Below are 14977 nucleotides of genomic sequence, written 5' to 3' on the forward strand. Positions count from 1 at the left end.
GTCCGAGGGCCACCGGCCCCGGGGTCCTCCGGTGCGCGCGGAACCCGGCGGTCCGTACGGAAACCGGCGGTCCGTACGGAACCCGGTGGTCCGTGCGGAGTCCGGTGGTCCGTGCGGCGCTGTGGTCCGTGCGGGGTGCGGCGGCGCCGTCACCCAGCGCGGTCGTCGCCGGGGCCGTCGTGCCGCGCGGCCTCCACGGCGGGCGCGGTGGAGTGGGGCAACAGGTCGCGCGGGTCGGCCGGGGCGACCACCTCCACCTCCACCTCGTCGCGGAAGCGGTAGGGGCGGTGGGTCAGCACACCGCCCAGCGTCCGCCGCACCCGCGACATCTCCGCCCGTACGGTCACCGTCCGCCCCCGGTCGCCGAACACGTCCGCGGCCAGCTGCGCCGCCGTGCGCCCGTCCCGGTGCGAGGCGAGGACGTACAGCAACTCCGCGTGCCGGGGCGTCAGCTCCCGCTGCCAGGAGCCCACCGCGCCCGACACCCGCACCGTCCACTCGCGGGGCCGGCTCACGTCCAGCACCAGCCGTGTCACCGAGTCCGCTGCCCCCTCCCCGGCCCCGTCCAGCGGCCGGACCAGCCAGCCCCCCGGCAGCGGCTCGACGTCGCACTCGCCGAGCGCCGGCAGCCACATCCGGCCCCCGCCGAACGACCCCGGCAGCGCCAGCCGGTCCACGGGCGCCATGCCCGTCACCGCCGCCGTCCAGCCGTGCGGGTCCACCACCAGCGCCCTGCCGCCCACCCGGCACAGCAGGGGCGCCGCCACCGCCCGCAGCCGCGCCAGCCCCGCGAGGTGGCGGTTGCGCAGCTCCGCCTCGGCGAGCGCCGCCACCGAACGCACCAGGAGCAGCATCGCCGGGTGCATCGTGGGCACCGGGCCGCTCACGTCGACCACGCCCATCAGCCGGCCGTCCCGGGGGTCCGTGATCGGGGCGCCGGCGCACGTCCACGGGTGGTGCGTCGCGACGAAGTGCTCGGCGGAGTGCACCTGCACCGGGCGGCGCACCACGAGGGCCGTCCCCACGCCGTTGGTGCCGACCGTCGACTCGCGCCAGTCGGCGCCCGGTTCGAAACCGTGCCCGTCCGCCATCCGCAGCACCGAGCCGTGGCCCTCCCGCCACAGCACCCGCCCGTCGGCGTCGGCGACGACCATGATGTGCCGGGCCGGGTCGGCGGACGCCCCCGGCGACGCCATGAGCCCCTCGCGGAGCACGGGCAGCAGCTCCCCGAGCGTCGTGCCGTGCCGCCGCGCTTCCAGCTCCCCTGCCGGCAGCAGCCCCGAGCGGCGGTCCCGGTCAGGGTCGACGCCCGTGCGCAGCATCCGCTCCCACGAGGCCCGTATGTCGGCGCGCGGCGCCAGCGGGGCGTGGCCGCCGCGCAGCGCGGCGTCCCTGATGTGGTGGAGCAGCAGCGTCGCCGCGCGCGCGTCCATCGCGGCGAGCCGCGTCATGTCGACTGTGGCGTTCCGCACCGGCCCTCCCCGTCGCCGTTCGGCCCCCATCATCCCCCCGCGGCGCGCCGGGCCCGACCGGGTCCGCACAGAACGCGCCACCCGCTGCAACCTCCTGCAACCCTCGCGCCGGACCGCTCGCGCGTACGACAGTGGGCGCGTACCGGTCTCCGGTACGCGACGGGATGGTGCCGTGTCGGCGCAGCACCATCCCAGCCGCGCTCCCGGGCGCGGGACGCCGCACCGCGTCCCGCGCCCGTCGGCTGTCCGGGGCCGTCCGCGCCGTGCGGAGCCCGTACCCGCCCCGGCTCCCCTACACCTCGACCCGGGCCCGGTCCACGACCGCGCCCAGGTCCAGGCTGTGCGGCAGGGTTCCGAACGCCGTCCCCCAGTCCCGGCCGAGCCGCGACCCGCAGAAGGCGTCCGCGACCTCGGGCGGCGCCCACCGCACCAGCAGCGACCCCTGGAGGACCAGCGCCATCCGCTCCACCAGCCGCCGGGCCCGGGCCTCGACGCCCTCCAGATCGGCCAGTTCCGTGAGCAGGCCCTTGATCGCCCCGTCCAGCCGGTGGTCCGCGCCGCGCGCCTCACCGACCTCCCGCAGGTACGCGTCGAGCGCGCCGGGCTCGCGCTGCAGCGCCCGCAGCACGTCCAGCGCCTGGACGTTCCCCGACCCCTCCCAGATCGAGTTGAGCGGTGCCTCGCGCAGCAGCCGCGGCATGCCGGACTCCTCCACGTAGCCGTTGCCGCCCAGGCACTCCAGGGCCTCCGCCACGGTCGGCGTGCACCGCTTGGTGACCCAGTACTTCGCGGCCGGCACCACGAGGCGCAGCAGCGCCCGTTCCGACTCCGCGCCTCCCGGCCCCGTACCGCCGGATGCCGTGCCGCCGGACTCCACCGCGTCGTACGCCGCCGCGAGCCGCATGCCGAGGACCGTCGCCGCCTCCGACTCCAGCGCCAGGTCGGCGAGGACGTTGCGCATCAGCGGCTTGTCGGCCAGCGGGCCGCCGAAGGCGTGGCGGTACGTCGTGTGGTGCACGGCCTGCGCCACGGCCTGCCGCATCAGCGCGGCCGAGCCGAGCACGCAGTCCAGGCGCGTGGCGGCCACCATCTCGATGATGGTCCGCACCCCGCGCCCCTCCTCGCCGACGCGGCGCGCCCACGTCCCGTCGAACTCGACCTCGGCGGAGGCGTTCGACCGGTTGCCCAGCTTGTCCTTGAGCCGCTGGATGCGGAACACGTTCCCCGTGCCGTCCGCCAGCACCCTCGGTACGAGGAAGCAGGTCAGACCGCCGGGCGCCTGCGCCAGGACGAGGAAGCCGTCCGACATGGGCGCGGAGCAGAACCACTTGTGGCCCGTCAGGACGTACTCGCCCGCCGCGTCCAGGGGGACCGCCGCGGTGGTGTTGGCCCGGACGTCGCTGCCGCCCTGCTTCTCCGTCATGCCCATCCCGAAGAGCACGCCGCCCTTCTCGGCGGGCGGCCGCAGCTCCTCGCCGTCGTACACGCGCGACGTCAGCCTCGGCTCCCACTCGGCCGCCAGCTCCGGGTCGGTGCGCAGGGCGGGGACGGCCGCGTGCGTCATCGACAGCGGGCAGCCGTGCCCCGCCTCGGTCTGCGACCACACCAGGAACCCGGCCGCGCGCCGCACGTGCCCGCCCGGCCGGCTCCAGGCGCCGGTCAGCCCGGACGTCACGGCGTGGCCGAGGAGCCGGTGCCACGCCGGGTGGAAGTCGACCTCGTCGACGCGGTGGCCGTACCGGTCGTGGGTGCGCAGCCGTGGCGGGTACTCGTTGGCGAGCGCGCCCCAGGACTGGGCCTGCGCCGAGCCGGCGGTGGTACCGAGCGACGAGAGCTCGTCCCGGGCCTCCTCCCGCAGTCCGGGCGGAAGGTGTCGCTCCACGGCTTCGGTCAGCGCCCGGTCGGCGGTGAAGACGTCGTACCCGACCAGGGGCGGGGGCTGGTTGGTCACGGTGTGGGTGGTGGCTGCCATGCGGATACGGTAAGGACGTGCAGGCAGCGAAGGAAACACCCGAGTCGGCCGGGGGGTCCGCCGGAAGTCCGGGCCCCGCGGGACCGAGCGCGTCCACGGGCCGGCTCCACCGGGCCAGGGTCCTCTACCGCAACGTCTCGAAGCGCAAGATGGCCTGGCTCCTGCTGAAGGACACCGTCAACTCGTGCATCGAGTACCGCATCCTGGGCCTCGCCGCCGAGGCCGCGTTCTTCACGCTGCTGTCCCTGCCGCCGCTGATGCTCGGCCTGCTCGGCCTGCTCGGCTACATCGACGAATGGACCAACACCACCACCGTCGCCTCCATCGAGGGGAACATCCTCGGCGCGGTCGGCACCGTTCTGTCGGACCGGGGCGTCAACGACATCGCCAAGCCGCTCCTGGAGGACGTCACCCAGGGCGGCCGGCCCGACGTCATCTCGATCGGTTTCGCCATAGCGCTGTGGTCCGGCTCCCGGGCGGTGAACGTCTTCGTCGACACCATCACCGTCATGTACGGACTCGACGGCCACCGGGGGATCGTCGCCACGCGGCTGCTCGCCTTCCTCCTCTACATCGTCGCGCTCCTGATCGGAGCGGTGGTCCTGCCGCTCGCGGTCGTCGGCCCCGACCGGGTGGTCGAGCTGGTGCCCTGGGGGACGGAAGTGGTCTCCGTCCTGTACTGGCCGGTCATGATCCTGCTGTCCGTGGCGTTCCTGACGACCCTGTACCACGTGTCCGTGCCGGTCAGGTCGCCGTGGATCGAGGACGTGCCGGGGGCGCTCGTGGCGTTCGTCATGTGGGTGCTGGGCAGCTTCCTGCTCCGCATCTACCTGACGAGCCAGGTGGAGGGGCCCACCATCTACGGCTCCCTCGCCACGCCCATCGCGGTGCTGCTGTGGATCGGCATCTCGGCGTTCGCGGTCCTCGTCGGGGCGGCCGTCAACGCCGCCATCGACCGGGTGTGGCCGTCCGTCGCCACGGCGGCCGCCCGCGCGGAGAACGAACGCGTCCGGGCCAAGGAGGCGGCCGCGCTGCTCGCCCGGGTCCGGGCCACCGAGGGGGACCGGGACCCCGACGACCCGGACATGCCGTCGGAGTTCCCGGAGCGCTGGTCGCGATTCCTCCCCCCGGACGACGTGAAGGCGCGCCTGCAGTGGGAGAAGGCGGAGAAGGAGCGGCAGCCCAAGGAAAAACAGGCCAGGGACAAGGCGCGGGAGGAGTCGTCGAAGGGCAGGCCGCCGGAGGACAAGCTGCCCAAGGGGGAGCTGCCGCCCGACGCGCCGGTCCGGCGCGCGCCCGCCGGACGGCCGCCGGCCCCCGGCGGGGCCCGGCCCGGCACGGGCGGCCCGTCCCGCGGCCCGGCGCACGACGCGCACGGCGGCCCGGCGCACGGCCCGCACGGCGGTGGGCCGACCGGTCCGTGGGGGCCGCGCTGAGCGGCGGGTACCGGGAGCGCCCCGCCCGGCTGGACGGCGCCGTCGTGTGGACCGTGCCCGGGGGACGGCCGCCCGGGGCGGCCTCACCCGTCCTGCCCGACGGCTGCATGGATCTGCTGTGGAACGACGGGCGGCTCCTCGTCGCCGGCCCGGACACGCGCGCCCACGCCCCCGGCGGCGGGGTCGGCCCCTGGGCGGGGGTGAGGTTCGCGCCAGGCGACGCGCCCACCCTGCTCGGCGTCCCGGCCCGCGTACTGCGCGACCGGTGCGTGGACCTGGCCGACCTGTGGCCCGCCGACCGCGTCCGGCGGCTGACCGCGCGGGTGGCGCGCGCCGCCGGGGCGGACCCGGCCGGCGCGCTGGAGGAGGCGGCCGTGGCCCTCGCCGCCGACGCGCCCCGCCCCGACCCGCTCCTGCGGGCCGTCACCGCCCGGCTGGACGCCGGGTGGAGCGTGGCGGCGACGGCCGACGCGACGGGGCTGGGGCCCCGCACGCTGCACCGCCGCTCGCTCGACGCCTTCGGGTACGGCCCGAAGACGCTGGCGCGGATCCTGCGGCTGCGCCGGGCGCTGCGGCTGGTGGACGCGGGGACGCCGTACGCGGCGGTGGCGGTGCGCGCCGGGTACGCCGACCAGCCGCACCTGGCCCGCGAGGTGCGCGCCCTGACCGGGAGGCCCCTGTCGGCCTACGCGGCGTCGGCGAACAGCTCCACGCCGCGCCCGTCCGGGTCGAGCACCACCGCGTAGCGCTGCCCCCACACGGCGTCCCACGGCTCCAGGTGGCCCCGGTACCCGGCGGCCACCAGTTCCCCGTACACCGCGTCCACCTCCTGGGGGCCGGAGCAGCGGAACGCCAGCGCGATCCGGTCGCCCGCGGTCACCCGGGGCCGGTCGGGGTCGTAGGAGCGGACCGTCTCCTCGGTGTCCCACAGGACGCGCAGGCCGCCCGGAAGGACCGCCTCCGCGTGCGGGGCGGAGTCGGCGTCCCGGGGGACGGCCAGGCCGAGGCGTCGGTAGAAGGCGAGGGTCGCGGCCATGTCGGAGACGACGAGGCCGACCGCGTCGAGACGGGGTGTGGGAGTCATGCCGGCAGCCTAGGGAGGCCGCGGCGCGGCCGTCTTGAACGGATCGGACGCGGACCCGGACGCGGAGATCCGGGCGCCACCGGCCCGGCGCCACCGACACGGCCACCGGCCCGGGCGTCGCCGCACCGGGCGTCGCCGTACCCGGCGCCGCGGGCCGGGGCGCACATCGACTGCCGCCCGGCCGGGAAAGCCGCATAAGGCGTCATAGTGGACAGGTGTTGCTAGGGTGAGGAGCCTCTCCTCGCCCGTCATGCGCCGTCCCCGGAGGTGCGGTCATGGGTCCCCGTCGCACCCCGCTGCCAGGCGTCGGCACGCAGTACGACCTCATCACCGCGGGGAGCCGGCACCACTCCGCCGTCGTCCGCCGGGACGGCCGCCGCCACCGAGGCTGCCACCGTGCCGACGACCGCGACGCCCACGAGGGCGGCGCGGCCCGCGCCCCCGACGCCGCCCCGGCCCGGCTCCTCGCTCGGGCCCCCGCCGCCGAGGCCGGCACCGACGGCACGGACCTCGTCACCGCGCACGTCGCCCTGCCCCACCACTCCCCGCACCCGGGGCGGCTGCCGCGCGACACCCGGGCGCGCGCCCGTACCGGCGCCCCGGGCGCCCCCGTCGGCGACATCCCGCGCCGCCCCGGCGCCCACCCCGCGCCCGTCGGTGACGTGCGGCCGGTCGGCGACGTCCCCGTCGTCGTCGGCACTCGCGAGGGCGTCGCCGCGCTCACCGCCCTCGTCGGCGGGGAGTGAGCGTGCACGACACCACCGCGCTCCTCATCGAACTCGGAGCGATCATCCTCGGACTCGGACTGATCGGACGGTTCGCGGAGCGCGTGGGACTCTCCCCGGTCCCGCTCTACCTCCTCGCCGGGCTCGCCTTCGGCAAGGGCGGCGTCCTCCCGCTCGAAGCCAGCGAGGACTTCATCGCCGTCGGCGCCGAGATCGGCGTCATCCTGCTGCTGCTCCTCCTCGGCCTGGAGTACAGCGCCGGGGAGCTCGTCAGCAGCCTGCGCACCCAGTACCCGGCCGGTGCGGTCGACTTCGTCCTCAACGCCCTGCCCGGCGCGGCCGCCGCGCTCCTCCTCGGCTGGGGGCCCGTCGCCGCCGTGGCGCTCGCCGGGGTCACCTGGATCTCCTCCTCCGGCGTCATCGCCAAGGTCCTCGCCGACCTCGGCCGGCTCGGCAACCGCGAGACGCCCGCCGTCCTCGGCATCCTCGTCATCGAGGACCTGTCCATGGCCGTCTACCTGCCCCTGCTCACCACCCTGGTCGCCGGCGTCGGCCTGGTCGCGGGCGGCGCCACCCTGCTGATCGCGCTCGGCACGGTCACCGTCGTGCTGTACCTGGCGCTGCGCCACGGCCGGCACATCAGCCGCGCCGTCTCCTCCGACAACCCCGAGATGCTGCTACTGGTCGTCCTCGGCCTGGCGCTGCTCGTCGCCGGGGTCGCGCAGCGCCTCCAGGTCTCCGCCGCGGTGGGCGCCTTCCTCGTCGGCATCGCCCTGTCGGGCGAGGTCGCCGAGGACGCCCGCAAGCTCCTCGCCCCCCTGCGCGACCTGTTCGCCGCCGTCTTCTTCCTCTTCTTCGGGCTGTCGACGGTGCCCTCCGCCATCCCGCCCGTCCTGCTGCCCGCGCTGCTCCTCGCCGCCGTCACCGCCCTCACCAAGATCTACACCGGCTGGTACGCGGCGAGACGCGCCCGCGTCGGCCCGCGCGGCCGGCTGCGGGCCGGCGGGGCGCTGGTCGCGCGCGGCGAGTTCTCCGTGGTGATCGCCGGGCTCACGGTGGCCACCGAGCCGAGGATCGGCCCGTTCGCCGCCGCGTACGTGCTGATCCTCGTCCTCGTCGGCCCGTTCGCCGCCCGCTGGACGCAGCCCGCGTTCCACGCCCTGCGCTGACCCCGCTCCGGGGCCCGGACCGGTCGGGCCCGGCCCGGACCGGTCGGGCCCGGCGGACCGGCCCGGTCCGGCCCGAGCCCCGGGGCGGGGCGGCGCTCACGCGTGTGCGGCCACCAGCACACAGCTCGGGCCGTACTGCCAGACCGGGCCCGCGGCGCCGAAGCCCGCCTTGCGCAGCAGCTCCACGTGCCGCTGCAGCGTCAGCCCGTTGTCCCCGCCCGCGCCGGGACCGCGCCGGGCGCGCTCGGCCAGCGGAGCGGCCAGTTCCGGCGCGGACCGCGCGGCGGCCCACCAGCCCCGCCAGTCCTCGTGCGCGTCCGCCCCGTGCCGCTCGGCGTGGCGGCGCCCCACCACGTCGGCCAGCGCCGCCACCGCCGGGTCCTCCTGGAACAGGTGGTCGCCGTTGACCAGCACCCCGCCGGGCCGCAGCGACCGGCGCAGCTGCTCGTACACCGACAGCAGCGCCGGTTCCGGCAGGTAGTGCAGCGCCGTCGCCGACACCACGGCGTCCAGCGGCCGGCCCAGCCGCAGCGAGGCCAGCCAGCCGGGCGCCCCGATCGTCACGTCGGCGAACCGTACCGAAGCGCCGTGGTGCGCCCGGCCCAGCGCCAGCAGCAGCGGGTCGGCGTCCACGCCGACCACCTCGGCGTGCGGCAGCCGCCCCGCCAGGCGGGCGGCGAGGGAGCCGGGACCGCAGCCGAGGTCGGCGACCAGCGGGCGGGGCACCCCCGCGGTCGCCGCCTCCACCACGTCGGCGATCACCGTGAAGCGGGCCTCACGGTCACACGCGTACCGCTGCTGCTGCAGATCCCACCGGCGGATCCACTCGCCCGCCCGCTCGGCCGTCAGCCGTCGCGACATCAACCCTTGGGTCATCCTGCCCTCGTGCTCCCTTGCTCTCCGTGCCCTACCGCCGCCCGCCGCCCGGCCGGTCCCCGGCCAGCGTGGACAGCACCCCGAGGAGGCGGTCGACCTCCTCGGGCGTGTTGTAGACATGCAGACTCACCCGCACCGAGCTCTCGCTCTCGCCGGCCCGTGCCTGGCACAGCCCGTCGGCCCGCACCAGCAGCCCGTGCGCGGCCAGTACGAACCCCACGTCGTTGGCACGGACGGTCCGGTGCCGGAAGGTCACCAGGCCCTGGCGCCGCTGCACCGCCGAGTCCGCCGCCAGACTGAGCGGGCAGCCCAGCACCTCGTACGCGTCGAGGCGGGCCAGCCCGTCCGTGAGCCGCACGCCCAGGCCGACCGTCCACTCCTCGATCCGTGCCGGGCCCGCCGCGTCCAGCCAGTCCAGCGCGGCCCGCAGGCTGACGATCCCGGCGGTGTTCGGCGTGCCGTGCCAGCCGCCCGGCCGGAACGCGCCGCCCCGCCGCCCGCGCGCCCACACCACGCCCGTCCCCGGCAGCGCCATCGCCTTGTGTCCGGAGAACACGACGAAGTCGACGTCCAGGGCGGCCAGGTCCAGCGGCAGGTGGCCGACGCTCTGCGCCGCGTCCAGGCAGATGGGCACGTCCGGGCCGACCACCTCCCGCACCCGGTGGACGTTCATGTCGGCGCCGTACACGTGGTGGACGTGGGTGACGGCCACGAACCGCAACCGCCCCCCGACCAGCCGGGCGAGCGCCTCCAGGTCGTAGTCGCGCGAGTCCCGCTGGTACGGCATGGGGTGGACGGTGATCCGCACGCCGCGCTCGGCGAGCAGGTCCCGCGCCTCCAGCCAGGGCAGGTGGTTCGCCTCGTGGTCGGCGAACGGCACGACGATCTCGTCGCCGTCCGCCAGCTCCCGCACCAGCCAGTCCCGGGCGACCGTCCGCAGCCCCTCCGTCGTACCGCCGGTGAACCAGACCGACGACCGCTCGGGGTCCGGGTCGCCCAGGAACGCCTTGACGCGCTCGCGGGTCTCCTCGATGAGCGCCGTGGTGCGGTTGGCCCAGGTGTAGGTGCCCCGCCCGGCGTTGGCGTTGCACCCGGTCAGGTACGCCTGCACCGCGTCGAGGACCGCCCGGGGCTTCTGCGCCGTCGCCGCGCTGTCCAGGTAGGCGAGACCGGGGTGCCCCGTGATGATCGGGAACTGCTCGCGCAGCGGCCGCTGCCACTCGCGCAGCCCGGCGGACGGCCCCGCCGGCGGCGGGTCGTGCGGCAGCGGTGACGTCGTGGTGTACATGCCGGCCCCCCTCAGTCCCGCACCATCGGCGCGTCCGCGTCCCGCCAGGCGATGACGCCGCCCGCCAGGCTGCGCACGTCCCGGTGGCCCATGCGGGCCAGCAGCGCCGCGTACGTCACGGACTGCTCCCCGACCGGGCAGACCAGGAGCACCGGCTGCGACCGCCCGAACGGCAGCCCGCCGTGCAGCAGTTCCTCGAACAGCTCGTCGACGATGTTGATCGACCCCTCGATGTGGAGCGCGGCGAACGCGAACGCCCCGCGCAGGTCGACGACGACGGGCCGCTCGGTCGCGATCCATGCCCGCGCCTCCTCGACGCCGATGACGTGCACCTCCGCCAGCTCCCGCGGGGTCACCGAGGCGGGGGAGTTGGGGCGCGGCGGACGCCGCAGCAGCTCGGGGCGGCGCGTGCGCACGTAGCTCATGTAGCTCTCGACGCGGTCGCAGACGATGAAGACGGCCGTCCGCCGCCGGCCGTCGCCGCCCCCGGCCTGCTCGGCGTCCCGCTGCCGCAGGTACCGCAGGGCGCCGTGGTAGGCGGCCCCGCCGGTCGGGCCGCCGAGGATGCCGCAGCGGCGCACCAGCGTGAGCATGCCGTCGATGGCCTCGTCGGCGCTGACCGCCTCCAGCGCGTCGTACGTCCGGGGGTCGAACAGGCCGACCTCATGCACCTCGTCGATGTTGCGGATACCGGGCACGAAGTCGCCCTTCTGCGCGACGAGGCCGATGACGGAGACGGCCGGGTCGTGGGCGCGCAGGGCGCGGGCGGCGCCGGTGGACGACCCGGCGGTGCCCACGCAGGCGACGAAGAAGTCGGGGGCGACGCCCCCCAGGTCCTTGATGATCTCGGGGCCGGTACCGCCGGAGTGCGCCTCGGCGTTGGCCGGGTTGTAGTACTGGTCGGTGTGCAGGTACGCGTCGTCGTCCTCGGTGAGCATGCGGTGGATGCGGGTCAGCGGGTCCTCGGTCGCCGTCGGGTCGAGGCACTCCGCCTGCCCGGGCAGTTCCTCGATCTCGGCGCCGAGGAGGAGGAGCAGGTCCTTGATCTCGGGGACCTTCATCCGGTTGGTGACGCTGCGGAACGGCAGTCCGTGCATGCCGGCGATCACGGCGAGCGCCTTGGCGGTGTTGCCGCTGGACAGCTCCACCACGGTCCGCCCCCGGCGCCGGGCCTCCTCCAGGTGGGGCTGCGCCATCCGCCAAGCGGCCCGGTCCTTGACCGAGCCGAACGGGTTGAGCATCTCCAACTTGGCGTACAGGTCGATGTGGCGCAGGCCGTGGACCTCGGGGTCGATGCGGACGAGCGGTGTGTCCCCGATGGCGTCGGTGATGTGGTCGTACCTCATTCGTCGTCCCCCGCGGTGAGGTGGGGCCAGTACTCTTCGTCGAGGCACCAGTGCCACGGGCCGGCGTCGCCGTCGCGGTACACGGCGACCTTGCGGGCGACGGGCTGGTGCAGGGCGTGGTCGGCGGTGAAGTCCATGAAGTAGCCGGCGGTGTTGGCGAACGCGAGCAGGTCGCCGGCGCGCGGCTCCCTCGGCAGGAACACCAGGCGGCGGCTGATCAGGTCCGACTCCAGGCACAGGTTGCCCAGCAGGTACACGCCCACGGGGGAGTCCCCGCCGGGCTCCCGGGCCGTCGCGCCGGCCGGTACGAGGACCGGGTCGACGAGCAGCCCGTGGTCCTCCAGGCCGATGTCGCGGGCGTTCGCGGCGAGCCGTACGAGCCGCTCGCCGGCCGCCGTGACCCGCACCTCCAGGACCCGGGCGAGGGTGATCCCGCACTGGTCGGTGAGGGCGCGGCCGGGTTCGGTGTGCAGGTCGTAGAGGTTCTCCAGGAGCAGGGTGGCCAGCGGTCGGCCCAGGGACGGGGCGGTCTGCGCGAGCAGTTCGTCGAGGTAGCGGGGGCCCGCGACCGGCCGGTGGCCGGGGTAGACGCCGAGGGCGCCCCGCAGGGTGCCGTTCTCGCCGCGCAGCCCGTAGCCGTGGCCCTCCCAGGTGAGGGGGGCGCGCCGGCCGAGGAGGGCGCGGGTCAGTTCGGTGGTGTACCGCTCCCACTGGGCGCCGTCGGCCAGGTAGTCGGTGCCGAACCCGCCGCCGATGTCGACGGCGCGGGGGCGCAGCCCGCGCCGGCGGCTCTCGTCCAGCACCCGCAGGCAGCCGTCGAGGGCGGCGGCCTTCTCGGTCGGGGCCATGGTGTCGAGGTGGTAGGAGACGCCCGTGAACTCCACGGCGTCGCGGTGTTTCTCGACCAGGTCGAGCAGGGCGTCGGCCTCGGTTGCCGGGGTGCCGAAGCGGCTGCGCCGGGTGAGGACGCGGGTCCCCGTCGAGGCGAACTCGGACAGCCTCGGCAGGATCGGTACGCGGGGCAGCCGGAAGCGCTCCACCAGCGCGGCGAGCGCGGTCAGCTCGCCGGGCGAGTCGACCGCGACGGTGACGCCGGTGCGGGCCGCGAGCCACAGGAAGTCGGGGTCCTTGGGGCCGGTCGCGACGATCCGGTCGGGGGTGAGGCCGCCGGCGAGGGCGTGCTGGAGCTCGCCGAGCGAGGCGACGTCGATCCCGGTGCCGGGGCCGGTCGCGGCCAGTCGCCGTACGAGGGCGCTCGACCGGTTGGCCTTGTGCGCGTAGCAGATCCGCCCGGTGAGCCGGTGGCGGGCGTACACCTCGCGGAACGCGCGGACGTTGTCGGCGATCTGGTCCGGCAGGAGCAGGTTGAGGGGCGAGCCCAGGGCGGCCACCAGGGGATGGAGGAAGGCGGGGGAGTCCAGCAGCGCCGCCGGCCGCGACTCCAGGCGTGGTGCGAGATACAGCGGTTCGCTCATGCGGGTCTGGTCCTGGTCCTCTCGAAGGGTCTGGAGGTCTGCTCGAAGGGACTGCTCGAGTGGACTGTTCGAAGGGACTGAGCAGGTGACTGCTGTGCTGGGCCGAGTGTGGCCGGACGGCGGGCGCAGGACGAGCATGCCATCACATGACAATGGTTGTCATGAGCAATGCCGGGCCCCGGCACGGATCCCCCTCAAACGAAGGGTGTGACTCCGCAGGTCGGCTGCGGTGCGCCGATCACGCACCCCCGGCGCGTCCGCCCGTCCCGCGCGCCCGCGTCCGCCGATCGCGTCATGCGTCGAGCGTATGAACGAATGGACGGGCCGCCGCCGAACGCCGCGTCCGAATACGGCGGAAGCGGTGTGTCGGCGTACGTCGGTCTCCGTACGCGGTGTGCGACGCGCCGGGGCCGGGTGGCGGGCCGCGGGCGGGCGGCCGGTGGGCCGGGGGCTGGTGGGCGGTGGGGCCGCGGAGGTGCCCGGAAAAAGCGTTGGCGGCGCCCGACCCGCCGCGGCTAGCGTGTCCGACGACGTACGGACGAGAGGGAGGTGAGGACATTGATGACTGTCCCCGCACCGGGCCTGACCCGGATTCAGAGCATCGACACTCCCGCTCCCGTGGTCTCCGGCTGACCGACCTTCCTTCCGCACGCGCCGAACGGGCGCGTAGCCGCCGGGGCCACCCTCGCGAAGGGCACCCCTTGTCTTCCTCGTCCACCACCACCCCGTCCACCTCGCTCTCCTCCTACGGCTGGGACACCGGCTGGGAGGCGGAGTTCGCGCCGCACGCCGACCGCGGCCTCCTGCCCGGCCGGGTCGTCCGCGTCGACCGCGGCCAGTGCGACGTCGTCACCGCGGAGGGCGTCGTGCGGGCCGACACGGCCTTCGTGACGCCGCACGACCCCCTCCGCGTCATCTGCACCGGCGACTGGGCGGCCGTCGACCCGGCGGGCGGCAACCCCCGCTACGTACGGGCCTACCTGCCGCGCCGGACCGCCTTCGTGCGGTCCACCTCCTCCAAGCGGTCCGACGGGCAGATCCTGGCCGCCAACGTCGACCACGCGGTCGTCGCGGTCTCCCTCGCCGCCGAGCTCGACCTCGGCCGGATCGAGCGGTTCCTCGCGCTCGCCTGGGAATCCGGGGCCCAGCCGCTCGTCGTCCTCACCAAGGCCGACCTCGTCCCCGACGCCGCCGGGATCGCCCACCTCGTCCAGGACGTGGAGACCAGCGCCCCCGGCGTCCCGGTCCTGCCCGTCAGCGCCGCCACGGGCGAGGGCGTCGACGCGCTCCGCGCGTACGTGGCGGGCGGGACGAGCGTGCTGCTGGGCGTCTCCGGCACCGGCAAGTCGACCCTCGCCAACACCCTGCTCGGCACGGACGCCATGGCCGTGCAGGCGATCCGGGACGTCGACGGCAAGGGCCGCCACACCACCACCACGCGCAACCTGCTGGCCCTCCCGGGCGGCGGGGTGCTCATCGACACGCCGGGCCTGCGGGGCGTCGGGCTGTGGGACGCCGGTACGGGCGTCGGGCAGGTCTTCTCGGAGATCGAGGAACTGGCGGCGTCCTGCCGGTTCCACGACTGCGCCCACGGCGCGGAGCCCGGCTGCGCGGTCCTCGCCGCCGTCGAGGACGGCACCCTGCCCGAACGGCGCCTGGAGAGCTACCGCAAGCTGCTCCGGGAGAACCAGTACATCGTCGCCAAGACCGACGCCCGGGTCCGGGCGGAGCTGCGGCGCGACTGGAAGCGCAAGGGCGCCGAGGGGCGCGCCGCCCTCCAGGCCAAGCGCGTCGGCCGCCCCTTCTGACGGACGTCCGCCGGACGCGGTCGGCACCCCGTCCGCCGGACGCGGGCGCCGACCGTGCTGCGGTTGGGCGGGGGCGCCGCCCGCGTCCGGCGGTTTCCGGAGCGGGACCCGGGCGGGGCCCCGGCCCCGTCCGATCGCACCCGCACCTGGGTGGCACCCGGCGCTGCCCGGGTCGGGCGCTGCCGGGGTCGGACCCTGCCTGGGTCGGACCCTGCCTGGGTGGGGCCCTGCCTGGGTCGGGCGCTGACCGGTCGGGCATGGTCGGGCGCGGGCCGGGCCCGCCGGTCGCCGATCAGGGACGTGGGCCGCCGGTCCGGTGGGCGCCG

At 75.8% G+C, this 14977-nt stretch carries 12 protein-coding genes; 5 read left to right on the plus strand and 7 right to left on the minus strand.

Translation table 11 applies throughout. The annotated features are described in order from the left end of the window. Nucleotides 1–149: 149 nt before the first annotated feature. Together NRO40_RS23880 and NRO40_RS23885 are read right to left on the minus strand one after the other, a co-directional pair. Nucleotides 150–1472, minus strand: coding sequence for a helix-turn-helix domain-containing protein (locus tag NRO40_RS23880; protein WP_107115185.1), 1323 nt, complete (start codon nt 1470–1472; stop codon nt 150–152). A 292-nt stretch (nt 1473–1764) separates the two neighbouring features. After that, entirely contained in the window at nt 1765–3444 is a 1680-nt protein-coding gene (locus NRO40_RS23885) for an acyl-CoA dehydrogenase family protein (RefSeq protein WP_058944108.1), read from the minus strand. Between the two features lie 17 nt (nt 3445–3461). On the opposite strand from NRO40_RS23885, the gene NRO40_RS23890 reads away from it, so the two are divergent. Both NRO40_RS23890 and NRO40_RS23895 read left to right on the plus strand, forming a co-directional pair. After that, nucleotides 3462–4880 carry a YihY/virulence factor BrkB family protein gene (locus NRO40_RS23890; RefSeq protein WP_107115186.1) on the plus strand — a complete coding sequence of 473 codons (1419 nt, stop codon included), beginning with the start codon at nt 3462–3464 and terminating at the stop codon, nt 4878–4880. Beyond that, the gene (locus tag NRO40_RS23895) at nt 4865–5626 is read left to right on the plus strand and encodes a helix-turn-helix domain-containing protein (RefSeq protein WP_232791196.1); all 762 of its coding nucleotides are present in this window, start codon (nt 4865–4867) and stop codon (nt 5624–5626) included. Before NRO40_RS23890 ends, NRO40_RS23895 begins: the two co-directional genes overlap by 16 nt. Here the strand turns inward: NRO40_RS23895 and NRO40_RS23900 are convergent. Further along, a complete protein-coding gene (locus NRO40_RS23900; protein WP_058944109.1) occupies nt 5566–5964 on the minus strand; it encodes a VOC family protein in 399 nt (132 codons plus the stop codon). The two genes, NRO40_RS23895 and NRO40_RS23900, sit on opposite strands and share 61 nt — an antisense overlap. Nucleotides 5965–6239: 275 nt before the next feature. Between NRO40_RS23900 and NRO40_RS23905 the strand changes: the two genes are divergently transcribed. Together NRO40_RS23905 and NRO40_RS23910 are read left to right on the plus strand one after the other, a co-directional pair. Further along, on the plus strand, nt 6240–6710 hold the full coding sequence (locus NRO40_RS23905; protein WP_058944110.1) for a hypothetical protein: 471 nt from the start codon (nt 6240–6242) through the stop codon (nt 6708–6710). A gap of 2 nt (nt 6711–6712) precedes the next feature. Next, nucleotides 6713–7858: a cation:proton antiporter gene (locus tag NRO40_RS23910; protein ID WP_079047345.1), complete on the plus strand. Its 1146-nt coding sequence runs from the start codon at nt 6713–6715 to the stop codon at nt 7856–7858. 96 nt (nt 7859–7954) lie between these two features. On the opposite strand, the gene NRO40_RS23915 is transcribed toward NRO40_RS23910, so the two are convergent. The 4 genes from NRO40_RS23915 to NRO40_RS23930 are packed head-to-tail and all read right to left on the minus strand — an operon-like array spanning nt 7955 to nt 12843. Beyond that, on the minus strand, nt 7955–8734 hold the full coding sequence (locus NRO40_RS23915) for a class I SAM-dependent methyltransferase (protein ID WP_232791197.1): 780 nt from the start codon (nt 8732–8734) through the stop codon (nt 7955–7957). Nucleotides 8735–8765: 31 nt separating this feature from the next. Next, the gene (locus NRO40_RS23920; protein ID WP_058944112.1) at nt 8766–10022 is read right to left on the minus strand and encodes an aminotransferase class V-fold PLP-dependent enzyme; all 1257 of its coding nucleotides are present in this window, start codon (nt 10020–10022) and stop codon (nt 8766–8768) included. An 11-nt stretch (nt 10023–10033) separates the two neighbouring features. Then, on the minus strand, nt 10034–11368 hold the full coding sequence (locus NRO40_RS23925) for a pyridoxal-phosphate dependent enzyme (protein ID WP_058944113.1): 1335 nt from the start codon (nt 11366–11368) through the stop codon (nt 10034–10036). Next, nucleotides 11365–12843, minus strand: a complete 1479-nt coding sequence (locus tag NRO40_RS23930; RefSeq protein WP_058944114.1) for a Y4yA family PLP-dependent enzyme — start codon at nt 12841–12843, stop codon at nt 11365–11367. The genes NRO40_RS23925 and NRO40_RS23930 overlap by 4 nt, the downstream gene beginning before the upstream one ends. 701 nt (nt 12844–13544) lie before the next feature. On the opposite strand from NRO40_RS23930, the gene rsgA reads away from it, so the two are divergent. After that, complete coding sequence (gene rsgA, locus NRO40_RS23935; protein WP_058944115.1) at nt 13545–14651, plus strand: ribosome small subunit-dependent GTPase A; 1107 nt, start codon at nt 13545–13547, stop codon at nt 14649–14651. Nucleotides 14652–14977 lie beyond the last annotated feature (326 nt).

It is taken from the genome of Streptomyces changanensis (genome assembly GCF_024600715.1).
Classification (GTDB): domain Bacteria; phylum Actinomycetota; class Actinomycetes; order Streptomycetales; family Streptomycetaceae; genus Streptomyces; species Streptomyces changanensis.

Coding starts and splice junctions, on each gene's coding strand:
- NRO40_RS23885 (WP_058944108.1), bottom strand. CDS start 3,444: ATGGCAGCCACCACCCACACCGTGACCAACCAGCCCCCGCCCCTGGTC.
- NRO40_RS23900 (WP_058944109.1), bottom strand. CDS start 5,964: ATGACTCCCACACCCCGTCTCGACGCGGTCGGCCTCGTCGTCTCCGAC.
- NRO40_RS23905 (WP_058944110.1), top strand. CDS start 6,240: ATGGGTCCCCGTCGCACCCCGCTGCCAGGCGTCGGCACGCAGTACGAC.
- NRO40_RS23915 (WP_232791197.1), bottom strand. CDS start 8,734: ATGACCCAAGGGTTGATGTCGCGACGGCTGACGGCCGAGCGGGCGGGC.
- NRO40_RS23920 (WP_058944112.1), bottom strand. CDS start 10,022: ATGTACACCACGACGTCACCGCTGCCGCACGACCCGCCGCCGGCGGGG.
- NRO40_RS23925 (WP_058944113.1), bottom strand. CDS start 11,368: ATGAGGTACGACCACATCACCGACGCCATCGGGGACACACCGCTCGTC.
- NRO40_RS23930 (WP_058944114.1), bottom strand. CDS start 12,843: ATGAGCGAACCGCTGTATCTCGCACCACGCCTGGAGTCGCGGCCGGCG.